A 24085-nucleotide genomic window follows, 5' to 3' on the forward strand; every position below is an offset into this window, starting at 1 on the left:
AGTGAGAGGTTTGCTCCGATTTGGAGCAAGCCGATGGTCACGGACCGCGAACTCGGCAAGACGCGCCTTCCGCTCTGGGCGGCGGGATTCGTCGTGCTGATCTGCGTGGCGATCCTCGGCTTGAGCGTCTGGCGCGAATGGGAAACGCACAACGCCGATCTCAGGAACGCCGAGATCGACGTCGCCAACCTCGCGCATTCGCTGGTCCAGCACGCGGACGACACGTTCGAGCTCGCCGATACGATCCTGGTCGGACTGGTCCATCGGCTCGAACTCGACGGAACCGGCCCGGACACGATCGCGAAGCTCCAGACTTACCTGCCGACCCGCAAATCATCGGAGCGCATCCGCGGCATCTTCGTCTATGACGAAACCGGCCGATGGCTTGCCACGACCGAGCATGTCGACTTCTCCAAGCTCAACAACAGCGATCGCGAATATTTCCGGCAGCACCGTGATTCCCCGGCGAAGGACACGCTGATCGGGCGGCCCATCAAGAGCCGCGCCGGCGGCCAGTGGATCATCACCGCGTCACGCCGGATCAACCACCCCGACGGCAGCTTTGCCGGTGTCGCGCTGCTCACGATCGACGTCGCCTATTTCGCGAAATTCTACGAGCGCTTCGACGTCGGGTCGAACGGCTCGGCATCGCTGCTCAACGACGCCGGTATCATGCTGGCGCGCAGCCACGACGAGAGCGGCGCCTTCATCGGGCGCGACCTCTCCAATGCGCCGCTGTTCAGGGAATGGAAAAGTCGCCCGGCGGCTGCGGTCTACTATTTCAAGTCGCCGCTCGATGGCGTGCAGCGGCTGAGCTACTATCAGCGCAGCAGCCGCTATCCGCTGATGGTGCTGGCGAGCAAGTCGCAGGACGACGTGCTGGCGCCCTGGCGACGCGCGGCAGCCGCACGCACGGCCTTCGTGCTCGGCCTCGTCGCGCTGATCGCGGTGATCGGCTTCTACCTGGTCCGCCAGCTCTGGCAGCGGCAGCGAATGGCGCAGGCCCTAGTCGCGAATGAAGCCCATTTCCGCCTGCTCGCCGAGCAATCCAGCGACATGGTATCCCGGATCGGGCTGGATAACCGGCTGCTCTACGTCTCTCCCTCGTGCGCGCGCATCACCGGCTGGTCTCCCGAGGAGCTGCTCGGCACGTCGGCGGTGGCCGGTATCCACGCGGACGACATGGAGCGGGTCGAGCAGGCTATCGCAGCGCTGAAGAACGGCGAGGCCGAGGAAGCGCGGTTCGTCTATCGCCAGCGCCATCGCGACAAGGGCGATATCTGGGCCGAGGCGGCCTTGCACGTGACCCGAGCCTCCGACAGCGGCGAGGTCGACGGTGTCGTCGCGGTCGTGCGCGACATGACCGAGCAGAAGGACTTGCAGGACAAACTGGCATCGCTCGCGACCACCGATGGCCTGACCGGCCTTGCCAACCGCCGCGCGTTCGACGAACGCCTCGCGGAGGAATGGGCGCGCGCCCGGCGCGACGGCACGCAGATCTCGCTCCTGTTGATCGACGTCGATCAGTTCAAGAAATTCAACGATCATTACGGACATCAGGCGGGCGACGGCTGCCTGCGCGCGCTCGGCCGGATCCTGTCCGCTCAGGCCAGGCGCCCGGCTGACCTCGCGGCGCGCTACGGCGGCGAGGAATTCGCCGTTCTGTTGCCGAACACCGGCCCGGATGGTTGCGCCGAAGTCGGCGAAGGGATTCGCGAGGCACTGCACGACCTCGCCATGCTGCATGCGCAGAATCCGCCCTCCCGGCTGGTTACGGCAAGCATCGGCGCTGCGACAAGCCTTCCATCTCAGACCGCGCTGGACTGCAACACGCTGGTCGCCGGCGCCGACCGCGCACTCTACGCCGCCAAGGACAGCGGCCGCGACCGTATGGTGATGTCGGGACAGGTCGTGCCCTGGCCCGCGAAGAGCGCGTGACGAATCCTGCCAGGCGTAGCGAACGCCGCCCTTTCCTGCGTAGCTGGCAAGCGCGGCTAACGCGGTGTGCACATGCGGCACGTCGGCGCGCGCCAATTCCTGCCCACCATCGCTTGCGCACTGATTTCTGAATGGCTACATCCCGAGGCGATGTTGGGGGGCCGCCGGACTTCGACGATCGGGTCCATGCGGCACGGCCTCATCGTGGGGCAATGCAGACGAGACGGCCGTGAACGAGACCATGCCGGCGGACATCCCGGGGCGCGGGGTGGACGCGCTGAGACAGTTGCGCGCCATGACAGCCGACATCTGCGATGTCGTTCCGCTCACCACGGAGGACGACTTCCATGTCACCACCGTGACGATGATGACCCGCAATGCGTTGCTGGTCGATACCCGCGCGACCGATCAGGAATACGACCGGACGCCCGCGCACGTCGCCCGCGGTGCGATGGACCACTTTCAGATCACCTTGTGTGTCGAAGGCGAGATGCGGTTCAGCTCGGGCCGGCGCGAGGTGACGATGGGGCCCGGCGCCATCTGCCTGATCGACATGGCGCAGCCGAACCGGACGGTGTTGCGCGGCGGCGGCAGTCGTACCCGCCTGATGGCGATCATCCTGCAACGCGCCATGCTGGCACCACGGCTTGCTCATCCGGATTCGGCGACGGCTACCTTGCTGCCGTCAAACCATCCTCATACGCGCCTGCTTGCCAGCCATTACGCGGCGCTTACGCTGCCACCCGAGCCCGAGGCGGGCAGCGCCGAGGCTACGATCGACGCGATCGCCGACATCGTTGCCGCGGCCGCCGGCGGGACCGCCGACATTGCGGCCGGAGTCGAACGCGCCGAGCGGCATCTTTATCTTGCGGTGATCAAGCGCCGCATCGCGGATAATCTCGAGACCGACGCGCTCACCGCAGACGAATTGTGCCGCCACTTCCAGATCTCGCGCGCGACCCTCTATCGGCTGTTCGAGGCGGATGGCGGGCTCTCGCACTATGTGAGGGAGCAGCGCCTCAATCTCGCTTTCCGCCAGCTGATATCGCCGTCCGCGGAGGACACGCGGCTGATCGACCTCGCCGTCGGCATGCGCTTCAGCAGCGATTCCACATTCATTCGCGCATTCCGCCGCAAGTTCGGCTTGACGCCGGGCGAACTGAGGGAGCTGGCCGACAATTGGCTCCGCGAGACCGGTGCGGTCCCGACCATCGACACGGTGCTGCATCAACTGGCCCGCCGCCGCACCTCGTAGCCATGAAGCTGCTACGCTCGACACCAGTATCGCAACGTCCGGCCTTTGTGCCCGGATTTGTCGCCCGCGTTCCAGTGGGATATGACTTTGAGCACGGCCGGATGTTTCGGTCCGGCCGGGAGCGTTCCCGTGCCTGACGAGATCAAGCTTGTCCTCTTTGATATGGACAATGTCCTCTGCGAATACGACAGAGGAAGGCGCGTCGCGTTTCTGGCGGAGCTTGCGGGGACCACCAGTGAGTTCGTCTACAAGGCGATCTGGGAGAGCGGATTCGAGCTTCTAGGCGACTCCGGCACCCTCGATGCCGCCGACTATTTGCGGGGATTTGGCGAGCGCATCGGCTATCCCCTGTCGCTCGATGAGTGGGTGGAGGCACGCCGCCGTTCGATGAAGGCCGATCGCGCGGTGCTGGAGATTGCCCGCCGCCTGCATGAAACCGTCGATGTTGCCGTCCTGACCAACAATACCACGCTGGTCGCCGACCATATCGACACGCTGCTGCCGGAACTGCGTCCGCTGTTCGGCTCCCGCATCTACACGTCGGCCCGGTTCAAGGCGGCCAAGCCGGACCCGCGCTGCTATCGCCTCTGCCTGTCGGAGCTACAGAGGACGCCGCAGACCGTTCTGTTCGTCGACGACCTCGCGGCAAATGTCGCCGGCGCGCGGGAAGCGGGCCTCTCCGCGCATCATCACACGTCGGTGGAGGCTTTCCGGCAGGCCCTTTCGGCGCACGGCCTGCTCAGGGACGGATGAACGGGCGCACCGCCTCGCGCGACGTCAGGCGAGGTGGCACGCCACGAAGTGCCCGCCCGCCCCTTCCTTCAGCTCGGGTGCGCTTTCCGCGCAGCGCGGCTGGGCGATCGGGCAGCGGGTGTGGAAGTGGCAGCCGGATGGCGGCTTCATCGGGCTCGGCACGTCGCCCTTGAGGCGAATGCGTTCACGCTTCAGCTTGGGATCGGGCACCGGCACCGCCGACAACAGCGCCCTGGTGTAGGGATGCTGCGGATTGCGGTAGAGATCGCTCGCTTTCGCCAGCTCGACGATCCGGCCGAGATACATCACGGCGACGCGGTCGGAGATGTGCTCGACCACCGACAGGTCGTGCGCGACGAACAGATAGGTGAGGTTCAGCTCCGCCTGGAGATCCTCCAGCAGATTGATCACCTGCGCCTGGATCGACACGTCGAGCGCGGACACCGGCTCGTCGCAGACGATCAGCTTCGGCTCGACCGCGAGCGCCCGCGCGATCACGATGCGCTGGCGTTGGCCGCCCGAGAATTCGTGCGGGTAGCGGCGCATGTGCTCGGCCTTGAGGCCGACCTTCACGAGCAGGCTGGCGACGCGCTCCTCGCGCTCCTTGGCCGACGACCCGAGCTTATGGATGATCAGGGCCTCACCGAGGATGGCGCCGACCGTCATGCGCGGATTGAGCGAGGCGAACGGATCCTGGAACACCAGCTGCATGTTCCGCCGCATCGCGCGCAAATCATTGCCGCTGAGCTGGCGCACGTCCTGGCCGTCGAACACGACCTCGCCGTCGGTCGGCTCGATCAGGCGCAGCACGCAGCGGCCGGTGGTGGACTTGCCGCACCCGGATTCGCCGACGAGGCCGAGCGTCTCGCCGCGGTTGACCGAGAACGAGACCCCGTCGACCGCATAGACGCTGCCGACCTGGCGCGACAACAGGCCGCCGTGCACGGGGAAATATTTCTTCAGGCCGCTGACGCGGAGCAAGGGCTCGGTCATGCCGTGCCTCCCAACTGCGTATCTCCCAAATGACAGGCCATGCGGTGGCCGGGCGCGATCTCGCGCAGCAGCGGCTCCTTCTCGGTGCAGACGTTCATGGCAAACTTGCAGCGCGGGGCGAAGCGGCAACCGACCGGCGGATTGATCAGGATCGGGACCGAGCCGCCGATCGCTTCGAGCCTTGTCTTGTGCTCGCTGTCGAGATCGATGCGCGGGATCGAGCGGATCAGGCCCTGTGTATACGGATGACCGGGATTGCCGAAGAGGTCGTCGACGAGCGCTTCCTCCACCACCTTGCCGGCATACATCACGACGACGCGCTGCGCGGTCTCGGCGACGACGCCCATGGCGTGGGTGATCAGCATCACCGCCATGCCGAAGCGCTCCTTCATATCCTGCAGGAGGTCGAGGATCTGCGCCTGGATGGTGACGTCGAGCGCGGTGGTGGGCTCGTCGGCGATGATCAGCTTCGGCCTGCAGGCAAGCGCCATCGCGATCATCACGCGCTGGCGCATGCCGCCTGAGAACTGATGCGGATAGTTGTGCACGCGGCCTTCGGCGTTGGGGATCTGCACCAGCTTCAGCATCTCGATGGTGCGCTCGAGCGCCTGCTTCTTCGTCACCGCTTCATGGCGGCGCAGGCTCTCGGCGATCTGCTCGCCGATGGTGAGCACCGGATTGAGCGAGGTCATCGGCTCCTGGAAGATGAAGCCGATCTCCTTGGCCCTGATCTCGTCGAGCTGACGGCTCGTCAGCGGCACGAGATCGCGGCCCTCGAAGATGATCTGGCCCGCCGCGATGCGGCCCGGCGGCATGGCGATCAGCTTCAGGATCGACATCGCGGTCACGGTCTTGCCGCAGCCGGATTCGCCGACGACACAGAGCGTCTCGCCCTTGTTGATGGAGATGTCGACACCGTCGACGGCCTGCAGGATGCCGTCGTCGGTCGAGAAGTGGGTTTTCAGCCCTTTGATTTCCAGCAGCGGCGCCATCAGATCACCCGTCGCGCATCGAGCGCGTCACGCAGGCCGTCGCCGATGAAGTTGATGGCGACCACCGCGATGAAGATCGCGCCGCCCGGAAACAGCGCCCAGTGCGGGCCGATGTCGAGGAAATCCTTGGCATCGTACAAGAGCCGGCCCCAGGTCGGCGTATCCGGCGGGAAGCCGAGGCCGAGGAAGGACAGCGTCGATTCCGCGATGATGGCGGCAGCGACGTCGATGGTGCCGGCGATGATCACGGGACCGAGCGCATTGGGCAGGATGTGCCGCACCACCTGGCGCACCGGACTTGCGCCGAGCGCACGGGCGGCCTCGACGAACTCCTTCTCGCGGATCGACAGGAACTGTGCGCGCACCAGCCGCGCGACCGGCATCCAGCGCAAGCCGCCGATCACGAGCACGATCAGGATGAAGATGCCGCCCTCGGGACCGAACATCTGCTTCAGCCCGTCGCGGAAGAGATAGATCAGCAGCAGCAGCAGCGGAAGTTGCGGCAGGGACAGGAAGAGATCGGTGAGCCACATCAGGCCGTGGCCGAGCGCGCCGCGCGACATGCCGGCGAGCGCACCGATCAGGACACCGATAAAGACCGAGACCAGCATCGCGGCAAGGCCGACCGCGAGCGAGATGCGGCCGCCATAGATCATGCGGGCCAGGATGTCTTGCCCGAGATCGTCGGTGCCGAACGGATGGGCAAGCGACGGCCCCTGCATGCCCGCCACGATATCGATGTCGTCGATCTTGACCCGCCAGACGAAGGGGCCGGCCACCACCGCCAGGATCAGAATGAGGAGCAGAAACGCACTGACCACGGCGAGCTTGTGGCGGCTGTAGCGCCGCCACATCTCGCGCCAGGGCGAGTAGACGCGCCGCTCAGCGGAGGGAGATGCGAGGGTCAAGCCAGCCATAAAGGACGTCCGCGATGAGATTGAACAGCACGACGAGGCACGCGAAGACGAAGGTAACGGCCATCACCACCGGCGTGTCGTTGGAAAGGATGGAGGAGATCAGCAGCGAGCCGATGCCGGGGATGCGGAAGATCTGCTCGGTGACGATGGCGCCGCCGAACACGGCCGGCATCTGCAGCGCAATCAGGGTGACGACCGGGATCATCGCGTTTCGCATCACGTGCTTCACGATGACCGTGGCCTGTCCGAGGCCCTTCGCGCGCGCCGTGGTGACGTAGTCGAGCCGGATCACGTCGAGCATCGCCGAGCGAACGAAACGCGTCATCGACGCCGCCTGAAACAGACCGAGCACCGCCACCGGCATGATCGCCTGCCGGATCATCTCCAGCACCCAATGGATGCCGGTGCCCTTGATGTCGGTCGTATAGACGAAAGGCAGCCAGTCCAGCGTAACCGAGAAGATCAGGATGAACAGAATGCCGGTGAAGAAGGTCGGCAGCGAGAAGCCGACGAAGGCGAGCGTATTGGCGATCTGGTCGAACAGCGAATAGGGCTTTGTTGCCGCATAGACACCGACGGGGATCGCGATCAGCAGCGCCAGGATCTGCGCCGAGCCGATCACGTAGAGCGTCGCCGGCAGACGCTGGAGGATCAGCGTGTCGACATTCATCCGGCTGACGAAGGAGAAACCCCAGTCGCCGTGCAGCATCGCGTTGAGCCAGTGCAGGTAACGGAGGTGGATCGGATCGTCGAGGCCGAACTTGGCCCGAAGTGCGGCCTGCACCTCGGGCGGGACGTTCGGGTTCGTCGCCAGTTCCGAGAACGGATCGCCTGGCGCAAGCGCCAGCACGACGAACAGCACAACCGAGATTCCGAGAAGACTCGGAATCGCGATCAGGAGGCGACGCAGGACGTACTGACTCATAGGGAAAGACCCCGTCTAGAGCTGGGGGATCATTCCTCGCGGTACCAATCGTGCAGATTGTCGGTTTCGTTGGCCCAGCCGCTGATGATCGGGCGCAGATTGTTGGCTGCCGCTTCCACCTTTAGGCGATGCTGCGCCGGGATGAACACGGTGTCCTGGAACATGAGGTCGTTGGCCTTGATATAGTGCGCCGCGCGCTTGACCGGATCCATTTCGCCTTCGGCTGCTTCGATCGCTGCGTCATAGTCCTTGTTGACCCAGCGCGGGAAGTTCGTGCCCTGCCACTTGTTCTCCTTCGTGGCGACGTTGGTCGACAGATAGCGGCGCATATGCTGAGACGGATCCGGCTGGCTCAGCGGGATCTGGAACATCTGGAGATCGGCGTAGAAATGCGCGTAGGTGTCGGGGTTGGCGACATCGGAGGAGAAGAACACGGACGCCACCACCGACTTCAGCTCGACGTCGATGCCGGCCTTCTGACAGGCCTGCTTGACGATCGCCTGGGTCTTCTGACGCGGTCCGTTGATCGAGGTCTGGTACAGAAGCTTCAGCTTCTTGCCGTCCTTCTCGCGGATGCCATCCGCGCCGGGCTTCCAGCCGGCGTCGTCGAGCAGCTTCGAGGCCTTCTCGATGCTGAATTCCCAGGTCGTGTTCTTGGAGACGAACTTCTCGGGACCGTTGAGGAAGTTGGCGGTGGTGCGGCCGGCGCGGCCGTAGATCGCCTTCTTGATGGACTCGCGGTCGACCAGCATCGACAGCGCCTTGCGTACCGCCGGATCGGAGAACAGCGGATGCTTGGTCTTCATCGAGGAGCGCTCGCCATCGACCTCGGTGTTCGGATCGGTGAAGTTGAGCGCGATGAATTCGGTGTCGCCGCCCACGGCATAAACGGTCTTGCCCTTGCCGCCCTTTTCGAGGCGCAGCAGCACGTCGTCCTCGACCTGGATGTTCCATCCGAAATCATATTCGCCGGTCTGGATCACCGCGCGCGCCGCAGAGACGGCGTCGCCGCCGCCCTTCATCTCGACCGTGTCGAAATAAGGCCGGTTCGGCATGTGGTAATCGGGATTGAGCTGGCCGCGGACGAGATCGCCCGGCTTGAACTCGACGAACTTGTAGGGGCCAGTGCCGACCGGCGAGAGGTTGGTGGGCGCTTCCCGCGATTTGGACCCCTTGTAGTCGGCGAACAAATGTTTGGGGATGATGGTGTTGGGAGCCCCGACAAAGGCGTCGGCCCAGAACGGCGTCGGCTTGTTAAAGAGGATGCGAACCGTGAGGTCATCCACCTTCTCGACCGTGATGTCGCGGAGCGTCGCGATGGTCAGGGCGGAGGTCGCCGGATCCCTGGCATATTCCCAGTTGAACACGACGTCATCGGCGGTGAACGGCTTGCCGTCATGCCATTTGACGCCTGGTTTGAGCTTCCAGGTCACCGACTTGCCGTCGGCGGCGAGGCCGCCGTTCTCGATCGAGGGAATTTCGGCCGCCAGAACCAGCTTCATGTTGCCGTCGGGATCCCAGCAGGCGAGGGGCTCGTAGAACAGGCGCGCGCCGTCCTGGTCCTTGGTGCCGGTGGCGAAATGCGGATTGAGCAGGGTCGGCCCCTGCCACCACAGCAGCTTCAGCGCACCGCCGCCGCCGCGCTTGGTCGGCTTGTAGGTCTGGGCACCTTCCGCCATGGCGACGCCGCCGAGCGCGAGGATCTGGTTGGCGAGGGGGGCGGTGAGGCCGACCGCGGCCATACGCATGATGAAGGCACGGCGGTCCATCCGGCCGTCCTTCACGTCACCGATCATCGAACGCAGTTCTTTATCCAGCATGGTTGTCCCCCGTCTGGTTCCCGTATGGATGCAGGCAGCCGCACCGCGGCCGCCGGGTTTTTGCTGGCGGTAGATGGCACACCGAATAGGCCGCGCGTCAACTGCGACCATGTGTATGCAAACGGTGTTCTGGCTGTCTGTTGGGCAAAACTCTGTTCCGCAGCCCAAGCGTTCGGCAATCCGGCGCTAAATCGCGCCGGAATCCACGTTGCACTGCGGAAAATTTGTTCGCGGCATCAGACGAAGTATCGAGGCGAAATTCTACGCCACGGACATGGTCAGCGGCGGCGCGACGTGGTCCGGCAGCGGGCAGACATAAGGTGTCTTGGCGGTCCGCTTCTGCAAGTCCGCTTTCGCGGCCTTGATCAGCTCCGGATCGGTCAACGCCTTGATGCCGATCCCGGCCATCGCCTTGGCCGCCTGCACCATGGCCTTATGAGCGTGTCCGCTCTTGCCCTGCGCCACCACCTGCCAGGTGTGGAACGGCGTGCCGATTGCAACCGTCGGTGCGTGAACCTGCACGGTCGGCACCACCCAGCTCACGTCGCCGACGTCGGTCGAGCCGACCAGCGGGTTGCGCTTGGCATCGAGCGGCACCAGGAAGTCGGCCAGCGGCCGATCGGTCGGCTCCATGCCGATCGCGTAATAGACCGACGCGATGTCCTTGTCGCTGAGCGTCGCGCGGATCTGGCTGGCAAACCCCTTGTCGGCGTCGTCGAAATGCGGCGGCCCCAGCTCTTCCATCACCCGGTGCAAGGCCTGCTCCAGCGGCGTATTCGGCAGGATGTTGGAGACCGCGGAGATGATCTTCATCTCGACCTTGGTCTCGGTCATCAACGCTGCGCCTTCTGCGATCTTGCTGACGCGTCCGACCAGCTCGTTCATGCCGGGCAGATCGCGGGCGCGGATCGAATAGCGCACGCGCGCATGTGCCTGCACCACGTTGGGAGCGATGCCGCCGGTGTCGAGCACGGCGTAATGCACGCGGGCGTCGCTCGGCATATGCTCGCGCATGTAGTTCACGCCGACATTCATCAGCTCCACCGCGTCGAGCGCGGAGCGGCCGAGATGCGGCGAGGCCGCCGCGTGCGACGTACGACCGGTGAAGATGAAATCCGCACGCGTGTTGGCGAGCGACGGCGTTACCGCGACTTCCCAGAAGCTATGCGGATGCCAGGTGATGGCGATGTCGGCGTCTTCAAACACGCCCGAGCGCACCATGAAGGCCTTGGCTGCGCCGCCCTCTTCCGCCGGGCAGCCGTAATAGCGAACGCGGCCGGGCACCTTGTTCTCGGCGAGCCAGTCCTTCATCGCGGTCGCGGCGAGCAGGGCCGCGGAACCAAGCAGGTTGTGGCCGCAACCATGGCCATGGCCGCCGGTCTCGACCGGACGGTGCTCGGCGACGCCGGCCTCCTGGCTAAGGCCCGGCAACGCGTCATATTCACCCATGAAGGCAATGACCGGACCGCCCTCACCCCACTCGCCCATCACCGCGGTCGGGATGCCCGCGACGTTCTCGGTGACGCGGAAACCCTGGTGGCGCAGCTCGGCGAGATGCTCGGCGGCGGACCGCGCCTCGGTGTAGCACACCTCGGGCATGCCCCAGACCCTGTCGCTGAGGTCGATGAAACGCGCCTTGATCGTGTCGACGCCACGCCAGATGTCGCTGCGGTTATCCATGCTTCGGTCCGTGATCTCTTGGTCAAACGAAGCGGCAATGGTTAGCAGCTTCATTGCACCCCGCCTAGCACGTCGCGGGACAGCAGCCATGCGGCCGGTGCTGGATCGCGCGGCCGCTTGCCACCTGTGCGGGCGTCCTGTGCCTGTCGAAGATTTCACGCGGCGATCTCCGGAATAGTTGGGAACGAGGCTTTCAAGACGGCCTCCTCCAGCCTAAATTATGAGTGCTTCGCGCGTCGTTCCGCCGGCCAAGGCGGAGCAATGCTCTCAGCCAGGAGAACTCCATGCCCGCCCTGACCGAATGGAGAGTGCCGCCGGCCAATCAGCCGCGCGCGAGCGACTACGGTTTCGATCTCGACCGCTCGCTCGCGTCCGTCGTCGGCCTGCACGCCATCATCCCGCCCGACGCCTTCAGTGCCGAAACGCTGGGCACCGAACGCGCCGGCAACGGCGTCGTGATCGACAACGGGCTGGTGCTCACCATCGGCTACCTCATTACCGAGGCGGAATCGGTGTGGCTGCATCTCGCCGACGGGCGCGTCGTCGAAGGGCATGCGCTCGGTTTCGATTCCGTCACCGGCTTCGGCCTCGTGCAGGCGCTCGGTCAGCTCGACGTCGAACCCTTGCCGCTCGGCAACTCGGCGAAAACAAGGGTCGGCGACCGCGTCGTGGTCGGCGGCGCCGGCGGGCGCACCCGATCGGTCGCGAGCCAGATCGTGGCCAAGCAGGAATTCGCCGGCTATTGGGAATATCTGCTGGACGAGGCCGTGTTCACCTATCCCGCACATCCGAACTGGGGCGGCACGGCGCTGCTCAACGAGCGCGGGGAGCTGATCGGCATCGGCTCGCTGCAGCTCGAACGCGAACGCGAAGGCAAGGCCGAGCACGTCAACATGATCGTGCCGATCGACCTGTTGAAGCCGGTGCTCGACGATCTGCGCAAATTCGGCCGCGTCAACAAGCCGTCGCGCCCCTGGCTCGGGCTCTATTCGACCGAAATCGACAACCGCCTGGTGGTGATCGGGATTTCCACCAACGGCCCGGCCGCGCGCGCGGAGCTGAAGACCGGCGATGTCATCCTTGCGGTGGACGGCCAGGAGGTGACGAGCCAGACCGCCTTCTACAAGACGATGTGGGCGCTCGGCGCCGCCGGCGTCGACGTGCCGCTGACCGTGCATCATGAAGGTGTCACCTTCGACGTCACGGTGACGTCGACCGACCGCTTCAAGCTCTTGAAGGCGCCGAAGCTGCACTGACGAGATCGAACCGACATCAGGCAAGGAAAGCGGCGATGAGCGAGGCCGTCGTTGACGACATCGTGACCGTGCTGCCGCCGCTGCTCAACGCGCTGGAAGCACTCGGCTTCTTCACCCGGAATCTGCATCCGCCGGCCTTTGCCTCGGTGATGAATGCGATCGGCGCGCCCGACGCGGCGCTGCAGGCGGCGCACGCTGCGATCGGCGCCTGGCCCGAGCAGTTCACGGGGCTGCGCGAGCGGCTCGACCGCGCCTGCAACGAGACGCTCGCCGCCTTTGCCGGCATACGCGAGGTCGAGCGCGGCAATGGCGATCTCGTCGCGGTCTTCCGCGCGCTACGCCATCTGCCTCGTGCGCAGGAGGCGCTGTATCCGCTGTCGACCCAGTTTCCGCCGGTGAGCAGCTTCTTCCTCAATGCCGCCAATCGCGAGAATGACGATCTGCTGGCGCGGCTGGAAGCCGGCGCGGGCGAACACACCGGCATCTTCCACGACCACAACGAGCCCGGCAGCCGCGGCGGCTTCTCGGTCTATGTGCCAGAATATTATTCGCCGGAGCGCGCCATGCCGCTGGTGATGGCGCTGCATGGCGGCAGCGGCAACGGCCGCGGTTTTCTCTGGAGCTGGCTGCGCGATGCCCGCAGCCTTGGCGCGATCCTGGTGGCGCCGACCGCGACCGGCCCGACATGGGCGCTGATGGGCGACGATAGCGACACGCCGAACCTCATGCGCATTCTCGATACGGTGCGCAGCCGCTGGACCATCGACGGCTCGCGCCTGCTGCTGACCGGCATGAGTGACGGCGGCACCTTCTGCTACGTCACCGGGCTCGACGGCGCCTCGCCCTTCACGCATCTCGCGCCGGTGTCGGCGACCTTCCATCCGCTGATGGCGGAGATGGCGGACGCCGTGCGCCTGCAGGGGCTGCCGATCTTCATCACCCACGGCAAGCTCGACTGGATGTTTCCGGTACAGACCGCGCGCCAGACGCAGGCGGCCCTCTCCGCCACCGGCGCCGATGTCACCTATCGCGAGATCGACGACCTCAGCCACACCTATCCGCGCGAGATCAACGCAGAGCTGCTGGAGTGGCTGAACCGCGGATGAACGGGTCGTCCTTATCTGCGCCGTACTGCCGCGGAACCATCACTCCGGGCCGACGTTATCGCCCGTCACCGGAGGTTCGCAGATGCAGACGTTTTTCGGAATGATTTTGGGCGCGCTGCTGCTCGGTTGCGGCGTGTACGTCTATGACTCCATGCAGACGTCGTCGGTCGCCAATGGCGAGGTCGCGACGTCCAATCGCACCATCGTGAACTGGGACGTCGCCAAGGCCGATTGGGATGCGCTGCGCGATCGCGCGCACAAGGACTGGGTCCGCATCTCGTCGAAGTAACGACGCCGTATCACGAACAAGGCGCCGTCGCGGGTCCGCGGCGGCGCCTTTGTATTGACGGCGATCGATGCGGTCGCGTCAGTTCATCTTGGCCTTGCGGGCATCGGCGATGACCTGCTCGAACTCGGTCATGCTGAGCACGCCCGGCACGCGATACTTGCCGACGATGAAGGAGGGGGTACCGCTAAAGCCGAAGGCTTCGGCCTGCTCGTTGTTGCGCTTGAGGACGGCGTCGATGTCCTTGGCACGGTCGGTGAGATCGCGCTTCAGGCGGTCCATGTCGACGCCGGCGGCCGCGAGCAGCTCGTTGATGCGCGGCTCTGTCAGGCGCGAGCTGACACCCATCATGGCATCATGCGCCTGATGGTATTTGTCCTGGAATTTTGCCGCGAGCGCGATCCGCGCCGCGGTGACCGAGACCGGCCCGAGGATCGGCCAATCCTTCATCACCAGCCTCACCTTGCCGTCGTCCTGGACCACCTGGCGCAGCTCCGGTTCGAGCTTGCGGCAATAGGGACAATTGTAGTCGGACCATTCGATAATGCTGATGTTGCCGTCGGGATTACCGGCGACGGGAACATCGGGGTCGCGCAACACCTTGGCTTCGGTCAGCACCTCGTCATCGGCGGCGGCCGCGCGCGCAGAGGTGATCCGACCTGCCGCAAGGGCACCAGCCCCGATCAGCGTCAGCGCCGCACGCCGCGTCGCCACGAGGCCCTTGTTCCTGAATCCAGCCATATCTCGTCCCGTTTCGGTCCCATCGCTGCAAATACGGTTCGCGACCGGGACCTGTTACGCGTCATATAGAGCGTTGCGGGCGCGATGTCATCGCCATGCTATGCGCGGATCGCCGCCGGCGCTGGCGAAGCCGCCGCGCGGGGCAGCATCGCCATCAGCGTCCCGGTCATGGTGGCGATCAGCGTGGTGTTACCCTCGTGCTCGGCAAAGGCCCGGGCCTCGCAGAAGGTGAGCGTGCGGCCGGGCTTGACCACCTCGGCCTTGAAGACGAAGCGCGTGCCGCGGGCGGGTGCCAGCAGCGTGGTCTTGAACTCGACGGTCAGGATGTCGGCCTCGCGCGGCATCAGGGTGAAGGCGGCGACGCCGCAGGCATTGTCGAGGCCTGCCGTGATGATGCCGGCATGGACAAAACCGTTCTGCTGCGTGAAGGCCGCCGAATGCAGCATGGCCAGTTCGACCTCGCCCGGCGCGAGGCGGACGATCACGATGCCGAGCGTGCGCATCGCCGGCTGGCCGTCGAACATGGCAATGGTAGCAGCGCGATAGCCCGGATTTTTCGGCTCGAACGCGGCCATGGCTCAGGCCTCGGCCGGCTCGGCAAGATGCTGCAGAGCGACCGCGCGGATCGCATCCGTGAATGGCGCCGACTTCCGCTGGCTGCGGTCCATGTGCACGCCGGTGATGTCGCAGAACGCGGCGATCTCGCCGGTCTCGGCATTGGTCATGTCGTGCCGGAAGCGGATCGACTTGTCGCGGACCTCCAGCAAATGGCTGCGGATCTCGACGATGTCGCCGGCAAGCAGCTCCCGCCTGTAGGTGATGTTCTGCTGCACGGCGGCCATGCCGCGGCCGGAAGAGCGCAGATAGCTCGGCGTCAGCCCGAGGCGGGCGAACAGATTCCAGTTGGCCTCGTCGAACTTGCCGACATACCACATGATGTTCATGTGACCGACATGATCGCACTGCCACGGATAGACCGTGCCGCGATAGGTCGCCTCCTGCATCGCAATTCCTCCTGCTGTTTTTCCACCCTCTGATCATTGATACGGTAGCGTATCAGCGCCTCCTCGCGTTAGCAATACGGCACCGTATCAAGAACCGGTGAGGCTTCCTTCATGAACGACGGCAAGGGCGATGTCTGGGTCGAGGCAGGGTTTACCGAGCTTGCCCGCTCGGGGGTCGAGGGTGTCAGGGTCGAGGTGCTCGCCAAGAATCTCGGCGTCACCAAGGGCGGCTTCTACCGCCGCTTCGCCGACCGTGCCACGCTGCTCGATGCCATGCTGGAACGCTGGCGCGAGGGACGCGCGGCGTCGATCGCGCAGCAGACAAGCCTCGATGGACAAGAGCCCCGCGAGCGGCTGAAGGCGGTGATCCAGCTCTATTCCGAGCGGCTCAATCCGGAGGGTATGGCGATCGAGCTCGCGATCCGGCAATGGGCCCGCTCGGACGAAAACGCCGCCACGGCAGTCGCGAGCGTGGACGCGGCGCGGCTCAAGCACGTCGCCGAGCTCTACCGCGCCACCGGCCTCGAGGCCGAGGCGGCCGAGGCGCAGGCCTTCCTTTTCTATTGCTTCATCTTCGGCCAGAGCTTGCTGTTCGTCGAGCGCGGTCCGCGCAAACGCTCGCAGCTCGTGGCGAAGTCGGCCGAGAAGCTGTTGGGCTAATGGCCGGAGCTTTGCTCCGGCCATCGCATCATGTCGAAGCTCAGGCGGCGCCCTTCAGCTTCTTGTTGCACTCGCTGTAATAGCCGCCGCCCTTCTCGATCCACTTCATGCCGCCATTGCCGTTGGTGGTCTTGTTGGCGTTGTACTGGTCGACGCAGGTGTGGAGGCGCGCCTTGCCGGCGGTCTCCTTGGCGTATTTCGGATCGACGGCGTTCGGATAGATCGCAGGTCCGGCCGGCAGGGTTGGCGCGGCAGCGGGGGCCGCCTCCTTCTTCGCCTGCTTCGGCTCGGCGGGAGCGGCGGGCGCAGCCGGAGCAGCGGCGGCCGGCGCGGCGGCAGGCGTCGCATCCGCTCCGCACTGGGCCTTGCGGAAGTCATTCCACTTCGTTGTGCCAAGCGAGCCGTCCTTCTTGGCGGCCTGGTATTTCGCACTGCACTCCTGCGAGGTCAGCGCCTGCGCCGGCGCGCTCGCGACCAGCGCGGCAAAGCCCGTCAATGCAACCGCACACAGCAATTTTGATTGAATGGTCATCCTTGGTCCTCCTCCTTGGTCTTCCCCGACGGAAGCGAAACGAGGATTGCTATCCTAGCGTGCCGCCCGGCCGCGACAAGGAAGCGATGGCGCCTGCCGCCAAAATATAGTGATCCCCCCGGTTCGGATTATTCATGTCGCGTTCAGCAAGGCGAGCCGACGTTCCCAACCCTCCGCAATCTCGCAAGAGTGCACCACCATGACCTTCACGTCTCGCCTCGCCATCGTCGCCCTGACCTCCCTGCTCGCCACCGGCACCGCCTTCGCGCAGACCGCCGCGCCGGCTGCCAAGACCGACGCCAAGACCACAACTGCCGCCGCCCCCGCCGACAAGAAGGCGTCGAAGGAGCGCTCGGCGGAGTCGCTCGAATGCTCCAAGCAAGCGGACGCCAAGGCACTGAAGGGCAAGGAGCGCAAAAAATTCCGCCGTGAGTGCATGAAGGAAGCGAAGGCCGGCACCGCCGCCCCCGCCGCCGACAAGAAGTAAATCCGTCACACTACGGCTCGCGAGCATCCGTGAGAGGCGCGCGCATTGCGGCATGACGAGGCTGCAATTGTGCGCCTCTCGTTGATTTGCGATAAGGTGGCGTGAAGCAAATCACCGCCTCCCTGCCGTTCGAATGGCCAAGCCGTGCCAAGATCTTGAGCACGGTGGAGACGCTCGTCATCGGCACCGCCGGCGGCCTCGTGTTTCTGGTCGCCGGACTTCCCGGGGGACTGATCTCGGGCTCGATGATCGCGGTCGGGATCGCCGCGATCGCCGGCCGCCAGCTGGCACTGCCGCCGATCCTGACCCAGACCGTGCTGGTGCTGCTCGGCATTTCACTGGGCTCGGTCGTCTCGCGCCACCTGCTGCAACAGGTCAGCGCCTATCCCCTCACCATCGGCCTGCTTGCGCTCGCGACCTTCTGCTCGACCTTCGGCTCGAGCTATTACCTCCAGCGCATTCATGGCTGGGACCGCACCTCGGCCTTCCTCGCCGGCAGCCCCGGCGCGCTGTCGCAGATCACGATCCTGGCGGTCGAGCGCGGCGCCGACCTGCCCGGCATCGCGGTGGTGCAGACCCTGCGCGTGATCATCCTCACCGCGGCGCTGCCGATGGTGCTCGCGTTCGCGGGCGTGGCGCCCTCCGTCGCGCCGTCGCTGACGACGACGATCGCCTCGCCGCTCGAGCTCGTGGAGCTGGTCGCGGCCTCGCTGGCCGCGGCGCTCCTGCTGCGGCTGATCAAGTTTCCGGCGAGCTGGATGTTCGGCGCGATGATCGCCTCCAGCGTGCTGCATGGCGCAGGCTGGGTCGAGGGCGGCCTGCCGAACTGGGTGCGCGGCGTGGCGCTGATCGGCATCGGCGCGCTGATCGGCAGCCGTTTCGCGCGGATGCGGATCAAGACGCTCGCCGGCCACATCCATGCGGCGCTGGGCTCGTTTGCCGTGGCCATCGCCGTCTCGGCCATCTTCGTCGGCATCGTCGCGCTCACCGCGCAGGTGAAATTATCGGATGTCGTCGTCGCCTTCGCGCCGGGCGCGATGGATGCGATGCTGGCGCTCGCGCTCACGCTGCACATCGACCCGATCTTCGTCGGCGCCCATCATTTGTCGCGCTTCGTGTTCGTGACGATCGCGACCCCGGGCATCGTGCACCTGTTCGGCCGCACGCAGGACGATGTGGATGATTAGCGAAGCGCCGCAGTCGTAGCGGAGCTCCGGTCTCGTAGGATGGGCAAAGGCGCGCTAGCGCCGTGCCCACTATGCTCCCGCAATATCGCTAAAAATGGTGGGCACGCTTCCGCCTTCGCTCTTCGAGCTACGGCGGACAAGTCGCTTTGCCCACCCTACGGCAGCTTACCTAACGCCTCGCCGTCCGCAAAAATCCCCACGCCGCGATCGCGGCCATCAACAGCGAGATCAGCACGTTGTAGCCGGCGAGCGAAAGGCCGAGAAACCGCCACTGCACCTCGTCGCAGCGCACCACCTTCACGGTATCGAGCTTGGACAGAAGGTCGGCGGCATTGCCGAGATTGATGACGGGACCGGAGCAATCGGTCGGGCCCTTCCAGAAACCCCATTCGACGCCGGAGTGGTAGGTGCCGAGGCCGGCATTGGCGAGTGTCGCCAGCGCGAGGATCGCAAGGCCCGCGAGCAGCAGCGGCCGCGGCGCCCCGCTCCGCGCCGCAAGCGCCGTGAGCACACCGACCGGGATCGCGAGATAATAGGCGTAGCGCTGCTCCAGGCACAGCGGACAGGGCAGGATCTCCAGCACGAGCTGGAAGAACCAGGCGCCGGCGATGGTCGCGGCGGCAATCAGCGTGACGAGCACCGAGGCGGTCAGCGCGGGACCGGTCCCAGCCGGCCTGAATGCAGGTATTGCGGCACTCTGGGTCGTCACGGCAGCCTCTTCCGGATGGGTCGCTTTCTTAAGGCTCTAACCCCGGCCCAGGCGGCTGTCGAGAACGGCCGGGATCACTTTGGCGCGGGTTGACCCTGCCCTGTCCATGGCTATAGTCCGCCCGCTTTGCGAGGCCCTTTTCCAGGGGCCGACCGGGAGCCCCTGTGGCGGAATTGGTAGACGCGCTCGACTCAAAATCGAGTTCCGCAAGGAGTGCTGGTTCGATTCCGGCCAGGGGCACCAGTCGAGCATCCGTCCCCATCCGCCAACGTTCACTTTACTCTACAATAAAAGGCACAAGCCGCATTTTGGTTTGCGTAGCCATTCGTCTATTTTTGCTGGCATCCGGCCGATTTGTTGGTATCTTTGTTGGTAGATCCTGGGGGTGTTGGTATCGCGATTTTTGGGGGAATCGAACCCTTGCCGGCCAAGAATGACACCTATTTTCGGCACCTGAAACCAGTCGAAAGTGACTACAAGCGATCCGACAGTGGCGGGCTTTTCATGCTCGTCACCAAGACCGGATCGAAGCTCTGGCGCTTCAGCTATCGCTTCGATGGCAAGCAGAAGCTGCTCGCGCTTGGCCAATATCCCACCACTGGTCTCGCGGACGCGCGGATCACGCGCGACCAAGCCAAGAAGCTCCTCGCTGAGGGTATCGATCCCTCCGTCGACCGCAAGGAAGAACGCCGAAATGCTCGGATCGCACGTGCCAATACGTTTGAAGCCGTGGCCAAGGAGCTGATGGAAAAATTCGAGGCGGAAGGAGATGCCTCGACCACTCTGAAGAAGAAGCAGTGGCTCCTAGACTTCGCCAACAAAGAATTCGGTAAGCGGCCGATTGCGGAGATCAAGGCTCCTGAAATCCTTGACGCATTGCGGAAGATCGAAAAACGCGGCCGGCATGAGACCGCGACTCGCACGCGGAGCACAGTGGGCGCCGTATTTCGCTTTGCTATCGCAACAGGTCGGGCTGAACGGGACCCAACCGCCGACCTCCGGGGCGCGCTGATAACCCCAACAGTCACCCATCGAGCAACAATCGTCGAACCGAGAGCTGTCGGGGCGTTACTGCGGGCAATTGATGGTTTCGAGGGGCACGCTGTAACGAGGCACGCCCTAAAGTTGGCACCGATCGTCTTTGTGCGACCTGGTGAGCTCCGTCAAGCTGAATGGGCTGAATTCAATCTGGCCGACGGCGAATGGCGTATACCTGCGAAGAAGATGAAGATGAGACGGCCGCATAGGGTGCCGCTGGCGCCTCAAGCGCTCGCTGTTCTTTGCGAACTGCAGGACATCACTGGTGGATCAAGATACTTATTTCCGTCCGTGCGATCCTGGCATCGTCCCATTAGCGACAACACGCTCAACGCAGCCCTACGCCGACTGGGATATGAAAAGACCGAGTTGACGGTCCACGGCCTGAGATCCACCGCGTCAACGCTTTTGAATGAAAGCGGAAAATGGCATGCGGATGCGATCGAGCGTCAGCTTGCGCACCAGGAGGCGAATGAAATCCGTGGCGCTTACACTCACGCTGCAGAATTTTGGCAAGAACGCGTACGAATGATGCGCTGGTGGGCAGATGAGTTGGATCGGCTGAAAGACATTGGTCGCATCGTCAAAATGAGCGCCTAACGAGAAGCCAGCAATCGGTTACTCCGACATAGTCGTGTCCAGAAGCGCGAGAAGTGATCGCACCATCACCAAGCGCCGGCGTCCGATCGTTGTAGTGACGAGTTGGCCAGATCCGATCAATTCGTAAAGCTTTGTGCGTCCCAAGCCTGTTGCCTCGCAGGCTTCGTCGATCGTACAGCTGAGCCGCTCGGCAAACGGGAGCGACCTTGCCTCGCGACCATTCGTAGACGAGACAACGCCTTTCGCCTGTCCTCGTCTTTCGTTCTCCAATTGATCGCCCGTCATAGACTCTCCTTGTCGCGAAAAAGTCGCCTGGTCGCAGCGTGATGTAAGACAGCGCCGGATGAAACAAAGTGCAGGAATCAAGAAACTTCAATAGACTCACATTTGCAAAGATGAACGACGGCCATTTCAATCCAGTCGTCCACATGCTCGTCAAGCTGTGGCAAATTTGGACGCACGTGACGAAGCCGTACAAAAAGCCGTGAGCGGTCAAGGGCGATATTGATCCTGAGAAGAAGTGCTATTGCTGAGCCTGAAGCGGTCCTCGTCTGCCCCGTCAATTGACCGCTCATAACGGTGGTTGCAGGTTCGAGTCCTGCCGGGCCCACTAAGAATATCAATATCTTGCTTGCTCTCCGCTGCCCTCAGCGCGACGAGCGCACCAGAAACCGCACCAGATACATCCACTGTTCGTTCACGCGCGAGTTCACGAAGGCGTCGAGCAAGCTCCTATGCCGGCGAGAGGATACGGCAGTGCATCCACGTTCCTCGCCTTTCCGGCCGACGGAAGCGATCTCTGCATTTGGTGATGATGTCGGTTATCTCCGGTAAAGCGGAAGTTAGCCACAACGTTAATCACGTCCGCTAAGGGCCGATTGTGTTGCAAAAGTCGAAAGTTGCAGGGCTCAAGATTTTTCGCGAAAACACTAAGCAGCGAGCGATCGCTGATTCGTATGACCTCAATCGCGCTACCGAAGTCGCCTGTGAATTTTGCGTGAGGCCGTGAGGTCCCCCGCATCTTGTACGCGAAAGTCGCGCCCACGGCCCGCAGAATTTTGGTCATCGGCGAAAATCGACTTTTGCAACAATATCGGCCAGAAGCGGAAGCACTCCACTGAGTGAGATTTCGCTTCCAGGTGTAGTCTTCAGCTTCGGGCCGAGGTTGCAGGCAATCAGGTTGAGGAGGAAGTCGGTGGCGACGCGAGCGAGGCCTCGATGTTTCGTCATTGCTCGCCTCGTGCTAGACTTTGCCTGCCCGATCAGGGAGAACAGCCATGACCGCCGAGTTCGATGAAGACCGCTTCAATATGGCTATCCGTAAATTTCTGAAGCGTGTCGGAGTTACATCGCAGCGTGAAATTGAGAACCTAGTGCGTAGCGGAGAGGTGAAGGGTGGCAAGCTCAAACTGCGAATGACCTTGTCCGCGGAGGGGACGCCGCTGAACCATGTGGTCGAGGAAACAGTCGCGCTCTGACGATTGTCCCGGCTGTGGGAAGCCATGGCCCTGATCCTCACGAAGGCTACCATTGCGGTCGCCGGCCGAACGTCGCCTTCGGGTCAAGCTCGGAAGTCGGCGGGTCCATGGTAGATGGTCTGCTCTGCCACTGTGAGCGGACATCACCGGATCCGCGGTTCAGGTCCGAGTTGGGTCACACGGCGACATGCCGAGTTCGCGCCACGTGACGGCTACATGCCGTAGCCTGCTCTTCCTGGCGCGGCTCCGAGACCCATCAATTCCCAATAGCGCAACAGCACGGCTTCGCGTAGCGCACGGCTTGAGCTCAATACGGAGCCGACTCCTAAGACGATCAGCAGCAAGCCCAACCAGGTCACCGCCCAGCCCCTCCCCTCATCGCCGGCCCCCCTAGGGCCCATGCCCACCGGCAGAACCGGGGGCATCGAGGCGGCAGCGGCGTCACTCGCAGCCGCAAGAAGCTTCTCTACGTCAACTTGGGGCGGCACGGAGAACTCCGACGTGAGCTGGTTGGTACGCCGATGCAGGTCGGGTACCGCTGGTATCGGGGCCGTCGTGCTCGTTCCAAGTTCGGAAGCAGCCTCAGCTACTTTCAATTCAGGGACAGGGGGCTGAGACTGCTCGGCCGGTCTGGGCCGCAGCAACTCTGCGCGCGCGTCAACGACCGGGCTCCGCTTACGACTAGCCACGGGATCTTTAGCTATGCGAGAACGAACGGGCTTCTTCACCGTCGCAATGCCCTCGGCCAGGAACCAACATTTGCGGCGACCATCGACTCGATAGACCCAATGCTGGCCATCGGGGACCGAGTCGCCGGGCCGCGCCAAGCATTCCGCTCGCGCCGGATCGGTCGGAGCACGTGCGCGCGGAGCGATATTGAACAAGTCGTCAAGAGGGTCGGAGGACGCGGGCGTCGTTGAAAGAATTCCAGCGAGAGCAAAACCAGCGAAGCAAAATCTCAAATAACCGGACATCGAAAACTCCCGGTTTGTCGCCCCCACCCCCTCGACCCTTCGCGCCGACATGGCGGCCATACGGCTCAAAACTGGCGGCGCAAGGGATTCATTGTGTTCGTGACTAGTCCCGGTCCTAACCAGCCGCAGCTGCGAAGTGCAGCAGCCTGCCAAATCTCTTTCGCCGCGGCGCTCGGACCGTGGCTTACGACCGTGGAAGAGCTGAGAATTTGGCCGATCAATTGCCATATCCCTTTGCTCGCGCGGAAGAATGCGGCCGGGGTGCGAAGGAGTTCGGCGAAGTCGTGAGAAAACCATAGACCTGATGCGGCCCTGGCACCGGCTTCGACTTCGTGCCGCGATCACCGTTGAACGTGGTCCAGATGCCAGCGAAGGCGAACAGCGGTCGATCGTCATTGAGTGCGAACCAGACCACATCCTTTTTCTTGGTCTCCGGGTTGGGCTCCGGCGCGTACTCGGCGAAGCTGTTGAACGGGACAAGGCACCGGTTCTCCGGCTTGAGCCAGCCTCGCCAATGTGGTGACGATGTGTTGCGGATGTTGGTGACCGGCGGGCCACCTGTGCGGAGGGGCGGCGGCATGCCCCAGCGCATCAGCACCATTTCGCTTCCGACATCGGTGTTGCGGATCACTGGAGCCGGATAGTCAGGAAAGACGCCCGGCATCGGCGCGAGGTTGCCGACGTAGCGCTTGACGAAACGAAACAGCGCAGCGATGGCGACTTGGTTCGTGGTGATGCTGTAGAGGTTGCACAT

At 64.0% G+C, this 24085-nt stretch carries 24 protein-coding genes, 1 tRNA gene and 2 pseudogenes; 13 read left to right on the plus strand and 14 right to left on the minus strand.

All coding sequences use genetic code 11. The annotated features are described in order from the left end of the window. The first annotated feature begins 33 nt into the window (after window positions 1-33). From AB7290_RS38965 to AB7290_RS38975, 3 genes are all read left to right on the plus strand, one after another. Window positions 34-1938, plus strand: coding sequence for a sensor domain-containing diguanylate cyclase (locus tag AB7290_RS38965; protein WP_085401915.1), 1905 nt, complete (start codon window positions 34-36; stop codon window positions 1936-1938). Between the two features lie 229 nt (window positions 1939-2167). Continuing rightward, window positions 2168-3193: a helix-turn-helix domain-containing protein gene (locus AB7290_RS38970; RefSeq protein WP_085401914.1), complete on the plus strand. Its 1026-nt coding sequence runs from the start codon at window positions 2168-2170 to the stop codon at window positions 3191-3193. 129 nt (window positions 3194-3322) lie between these two features. Next, entirely contained in the window at window positions 3323-3946 is a 624-nt protein-coding gene (locus AB7290_RS38975) for an HAD family hydrolase (RefSeq protein WP_244623344.1), read from the plus strand. Window positions 3947-3970: 24 nt separating this feature from the next. On the opposite strand, the gene AB7290_RS38980 is transcribed toward AB7290_RS38975, so the two are convergent. The 6 genes from AB7290_RS38980 to AB7290_RS39005 form a co-directional block, all read right to left on the minus strand. Continuing rightward, a complete protein-coding gene (locus AB7290_RS38980) occupies window positions 3971-4939 on the minus strand; it encodes an ABC transporter ATP-binding protein (protein ID WP_071909320.1) in 969 nt (322 codons plus the stop codon). Beyond that, complete coding sequence (locus AB7290_RS38985) at window positions 4936-5931, minus strand: ABC transporter ATP-binding protein (RefSeq protein WP_014491616.1); 996 nt, start codon at window positions 5929-5931, stop codon at window positions 4936-4938. Before AB7290_RS38985 ends, AB7290_RS38980 begins: the two co-directional genes overlap by 4 nt. Beyond that, on the minus strand, window positions 5931-6848 hold the full coding sequence (locus AB7290_RS38990) for an ABC transporter permease (RefSeq protein ID WP_014491615.1): 918 nt from the start codon (window positions 6846-6848) through the stop codon (window positions 5931-5933). Before AB7290_RS38990 ends, AB7290_RS38985 begins: the two co-directional genes overlap by 1 nt. Then, entirely contained in the window at window positions 6814-7773 is a 960-nt protein-coding gene (locus tag AB7290_RS38995) for an ABC transporter permease (RefSeq protein WP_063985816.1), read from the minus strand. Before AB7290_RS38995 ends, AB7290_RS38990 begins: the two co-directional genes overlap by 35 nt. 29 nt (window positions 7774-7802) lie before the next feature. Further along, on the minus strand, window positions 7803-9593 hold the full coding sequence (locus AB7290_RS39000; RefSeq protein WP_085401912.1) for a peptide ABC transporter substrate-binding protein: 1791 nt from the start codon (window positions 9591-9593) through the stop codon (window positions 7803-7805). 261 nt (window positions 9594-9854) lie between these two features. Next, window positions 9855-11273 (minus strand): M20 family metallopeptidase, encoded by a 1419-nt coding sequence (locus tag AB7290_RS39005; RefSeq protein WP_085401958.1) that lies wholly within the window; start codon window positions 11271-11273, stop codon window positions 9855-9857. 284 nt (window positions 11274-11557) lie between these two features. Here AB7290_RS39005 and AB7290_RS39010 point away from each other — a divergent pair, with 284 nt between their 5' ends. The 3 genes from AB7290_RS39010 to AB7290_RS39020 all read left to right on the plus strand — a co-directional run bounded on the left by AB7290_RS39010 (window position 11558) and on the right by AB7290_RS39020 (window position 13924). Continuing rightward, entirely contained in the window at window positions 11558-12529 is a 972-nt protein-coding gene (locus AB7290_RS39010) for a S1C family serine protease (protein ID WP_085401911.1), read from the plus strand. A 35-nt stretch (window positions 12530-12564) separates the two neighbouring features. Beyond that, a complete protein-coding gene (locus AB7290_RS39015) occupies window positions 12565-13635 on the plus strand; it encodes a phospholipase (RefSeq protein WP_085401910.1) in 1071 nt (356 codons plus the stop codon). 82 nt (window positions 13636-13717) lie between these two features. After that, a complete protein-coding gene (locus AB7290_RS39020; RefSeq protein ID WP_085401909.1) occupies window positions 13718-13924 on the plus strand; it encodes a hypothetical protein in 207 nt (68 codons plus the stop codon). A gap of 78 nt (window positions 13925-14002) precedes the next feature. On the opposite strand, the gene AB7290_RS39025 is transcribed toward AB7290_RS39020, so the two are convergent. The 3 genes from AB7290_RS39025 to AB7290_RS39035 all read right to left on the minus strand — a co-directional run bounded on the left by AB7290_RS39025 (window position 14003) and on the right by AB7290_RS39035 (window position 15666). Then, window positions 14003-14662, minus strand: coding sequence for a DsbA family protein (locus tag AB7290_RS39025; RefSeq protein WP_028147336.1), 660 nt, complete (start codon window positions 14660-14662; stop codon window positions 14003-14005). Between the two features lie 98 nt (window positions 14663-14760). Further along, window positions 14761-15237 carry a PaaI family thioesterase gene (locus tag AB7290_RS39030; protein ID WP_085401908.1) on the minus strand — a complete coding sequence of 159 codons (477 nt, stop codon included), beginning with the start codon at window positions 15235-15237 and terminating at the stop codon, window positions 14761-14763. 3 nt (window positions 15238-15240) lie between these two features. Further along, on the minus strand, window positions 15241-15666 hold the full coding sequence (locus AB7290_RS39035) for an acyl-CoA thioesterase (protein ID WP_014491606.1): 426 nt from the start codon (window positions 15664-15666) through the stop codon (window positions 15241-15243). 111 nt (window positions 15667-15777) lie between these two features. On the opposite strand from AB7290_RS39035, the gene AB7290_RS39040 reads away from it, so the two are divergent. Further along, window positions 15778-16326, plus strand: a complete 549-nt coding sequence (locus AB7290_RS39040) for a TetR/AcrR family transcriptional regulator (protein ID WP_085401907.1) — start codon at window positions 15778-15780, stop codon at window positions 16324-16326. 40 nt (window positions 16327-16366) lie between these two features. Here the strand turns inward: AB7290_RS39040 and AB7290_RS39045 are convergent, their stop codons facing one another. Beyond that, a complete protein-coding gene (locus tag AB7290_RS39045; RefSeq protein WP_063985822.1) occupies window positions 16367-16858 on the minus strand; it encodes a hypothetical protein in 492 nt (163 codons plus the stop codon). Window positions 16859-17057: 199 nt separating this feature from the next. Here AB7290_RS39045 and AB7290_RS39050 point away from each other — a divergent pair, with 199 nt between their 5' ends. Both AB7290_RS39050 and AB7290_RS39055 read left to right on the plus strand, forming a co-directional pair. Continuing rightward, window positions 17058-17345, plus strand: coding sequence for a PsiF family protein (locus AB7290_RS39050; protein WP_085401906.1), 288 nt, complete (start codon window positions 17058-17060; stop codon window positions 17343-17345). Between the two features lie 101 nt (window positions 17346-17446). Beyond that, on the plus strand, window positions 17447-18532 hold the full coding sequence (locus AB7290_RS39055; RefSeq protein WP_085401905.1) for an AbrB family transcriptional regulator: 1086 nt from the start codon (window positions 17447-17449) through the stop codon (window positions 18530-18532). A gap of 169 nt (window positions 18533-18701) precedes the next feature. Here AB7290_RS39055 and AB7290_RS39060 read toward each other — a convergent pair whose 3' ends face one another. Continuing rightward, on the minus strand, window positions 18702-19241 hold the full coding sequence (locus tag AB7290_RS39060; protein WP_085401904.1) for a disulfide bond formation protein B: 540 nt from the start codon (window positions 19239-19241) through the stop codon (window positions 18702-18704). Between the two features lie 158 nt (window positions 19242-19399). Here AB7290_RS39060 and AB7290_RS39065 point away from each other — a divergent pair. Then, window positions 19400-19484 (plus strand) — tRNA-Leu (locus tag AB7290_RS39065). A 177-nt stretch (window positions 19485-19661) separates the two neighbouring features. Beyond that, entirely contained in the window at window positions 19662-20879 is a 1218-nt protein-coding gene (locus AB7290_RS39070; protein ID WP_085401903.1) for a tyrosine-type recombinase/integrase, read from the plus strand. An 18-nt stretch (window positions 20880-20897) separates the two neighbouring features. Here AB7290_RS39070 and AB7290_RS39075 read toward each other — a convergent pair whose 3' ends face one another. Further along, entirely contained in the window at window positions 20898-21164 is a 267-nt protein-coding gene (locus AB7290_RS39075) for a helix-turn-helix domain-containing protein (protein WP_085401902.1), read from the minus strand. Window positions 21165-21410: 246 nt separating this feature from the next. Between AB7290_RS39075 and AB7290_RS39080 the strand changes: the two are divergent. Continuing rightward, a pseudogene (locus AB7290_RS39080) lies at window positions 21411-21489 on the plus strand. 452 nt (window positions 21490-21941) lie between these two features. On the opposite strand, the gene AB7290_RS39085 reads toward AB7290_RS39080, so the two are convergent. Continuing rightward, window positions 21942-22109: a hypothetical protein gene (locus AB7290_RS39085; protein WP_161495847.1), complete on the minus strand. Its 168-nt coding sequence runs from the start codon at window positions 22107-22109 to the stop codon at window positions 21942-21944. A 47-nt stretch (window positions 22110-22156) separates the two neighbouring features. Here AB7290_RS39085 and AB7290_RS39090 point away from each other — a divergent pair, with 47 nt between their 5' ends. Beyond that, entirely contained in the window at window positions 22157-22357 is a 201-nt protein-coding gene (locus AB7290_RS39090) for a DUF6494 family protein (protein WP_085401901.1), read from the plus strand. A 1215-nt stretch (window positions 22358-23572) separates the two neighbouring features. Here AB7290_RS39090 and AB7290_RS39095 read toward each other — a convergent pair. Further along, a pseudogene (locus AB7290_RS39095) lies at window positions 23573-24085 on the minus strand (SOS response-associated peptidase family protein); the annotation flags it as partial.

The organism is Bradyrhizobium sp. 613_E4_N2_2 (assembly GCF_052075995.1).
In the GTDB taxonomy this organism is placed as follows: domain Bacteria; phylum Pseudomonadota; class Alphaproteobacteria; order Rhizobiales; family Xanthobacteraceae; genus Bradyrhizobium; species Bradyrhizobium barranii.

Bases quoted from the DNA above. Each gene is read 5' to 3' on its own strand.
- AB7290_RS38990 (WP_014491615.1), bottom strand. From the start codon at position 6,848: ATGGCTGGCTTGACCCTCGCATCTCCCTCCGCTGAGCGGCGCGTCTAC.
- AB7290_RS38985 (WP_014491616.1), bottom strand. From the start codon at position 5,931: ATGGCGCCGCTGCTGGAAATCAAAGGGCTGAAAACCCACTTCTCGACC.
- AB7290_RS39050 (WP_085401906.1), top strand. From the start codon at position 17,058: ATGACCTTCACGTCTCGCCTCGCCATCGTCGCCCTGACCTCCCTGCTC.
- AB7290_RS39015 (WP_085401910.1), top strand. From the start codon at position 12,565: ATGAGCGAGGCCGTCGTTGACGACATCGTGACCGTGCTGCCGCCGCTG.
- AB7290_RS39040 (WP_085401907.1), top strand. From the start codon at position 15,778: ATGAACGACGGCAAGGGCGATGTCTGGGTCGAGGCAGGGTTTACCGAG.
- AB7290_RS39000 (WP_085401912.1), bottom strand. From the start codon at position 9,593: ATGCTGGATAAAGAACTGCGTTCGATGATCGGTGACGTGAAGGACGGC.
- AB7290_RS39030 (WP_085401908.1), bottom strand. From the start codon at position 15,237: ATGGCCGCGTTCGAGCCGAAAAATCCGGGCTATCGCGCTGCTACCATT.
- AB7290_RS39075 (WP_085401902.1), bottom strand. From the start codon at position 21,164: ATGACGGGCGATCAATTGGAGAACGAAAGACGAGGACAGGCGAAAGGC.
- AB7290_RS39020 (WP_085401909.1), top strand. From the start codon at position 13,718: ATGCAGACGTTTTTCGGAATGATTTTGGGCGCGCTGCTGCTCGGTTGC.
- AB7290_RS39085 (WP_161495847.1), bottom strand. From the start codon at position 22,109: ATGACGAAACATCGAGGCCTCGCTCGCGTCGCCACCGACTTCCTCCTC.
- AB7290_RS39010 (WP_085401911.1), top strand. From the start codon at position 11,558: ATGCCCGCCCTGACCGAATGGAGAGTGCCGCCGGCCAATCAGCCGCGC.
- AB7290_RS38995 (WP_063985816.1), bottom strand. From the start codon at position 7,773: ATGAGTCAGTACGTCCTGCGTCGCCTCCTGATCGCGATTCCGAGTCTT.
- AB7290_RS39005 (WP_085401958.1), bottom strand. From the start codon at position 11,273: ATGGATAACCGCAGCGACATCTGGCGTGGCGTCGACACGATCAAGGCG.
- AB7290_RS38980 (WP_071909320.1), bottom strand. From the start codon at position 4,939: ATGACCGAGCCCTTGCTCCGCGTCAGCGGCCTGAAGAAATATTTCCCC.
- AB7290_RS39045 (WP_063985822.1), bottom strand. From the start codon at position 16,858: ATGACCATTCAATCAAAATTGCTGTGTGCGGTTGCATTGACGGGCTTT.
- AB7290_RS38965 (WP_085401915.1), top strand. From the start codon at position 34: ATGGTCACGGACCGCGAACTCGGCAAGACGCGCCTTCCGCTCTGGGCG.
- AB7290_RS39025 (WP_028147336.1), bottom strand. From the start codon at position 14,662: ATGGCTGGATTCAGGAACAAGGGCCTCGTGGCGACGCGGCGTGCGGCG.
- AB7290_RS39035 (WP_014491606.1), bottom strand. From the start codon at position 15,666: ATGCAGGAGGCGACCTATCGCGGCACGGTCTATCCGTGGCAGTGCGAT.
- AB7290_RS39090 (WP_085401901.1), top strand. From the start codon at position 22,157: ATGACCGCCGAGTTCGATGAAGACCGCTTCAATATGGCTATCCGTAAA.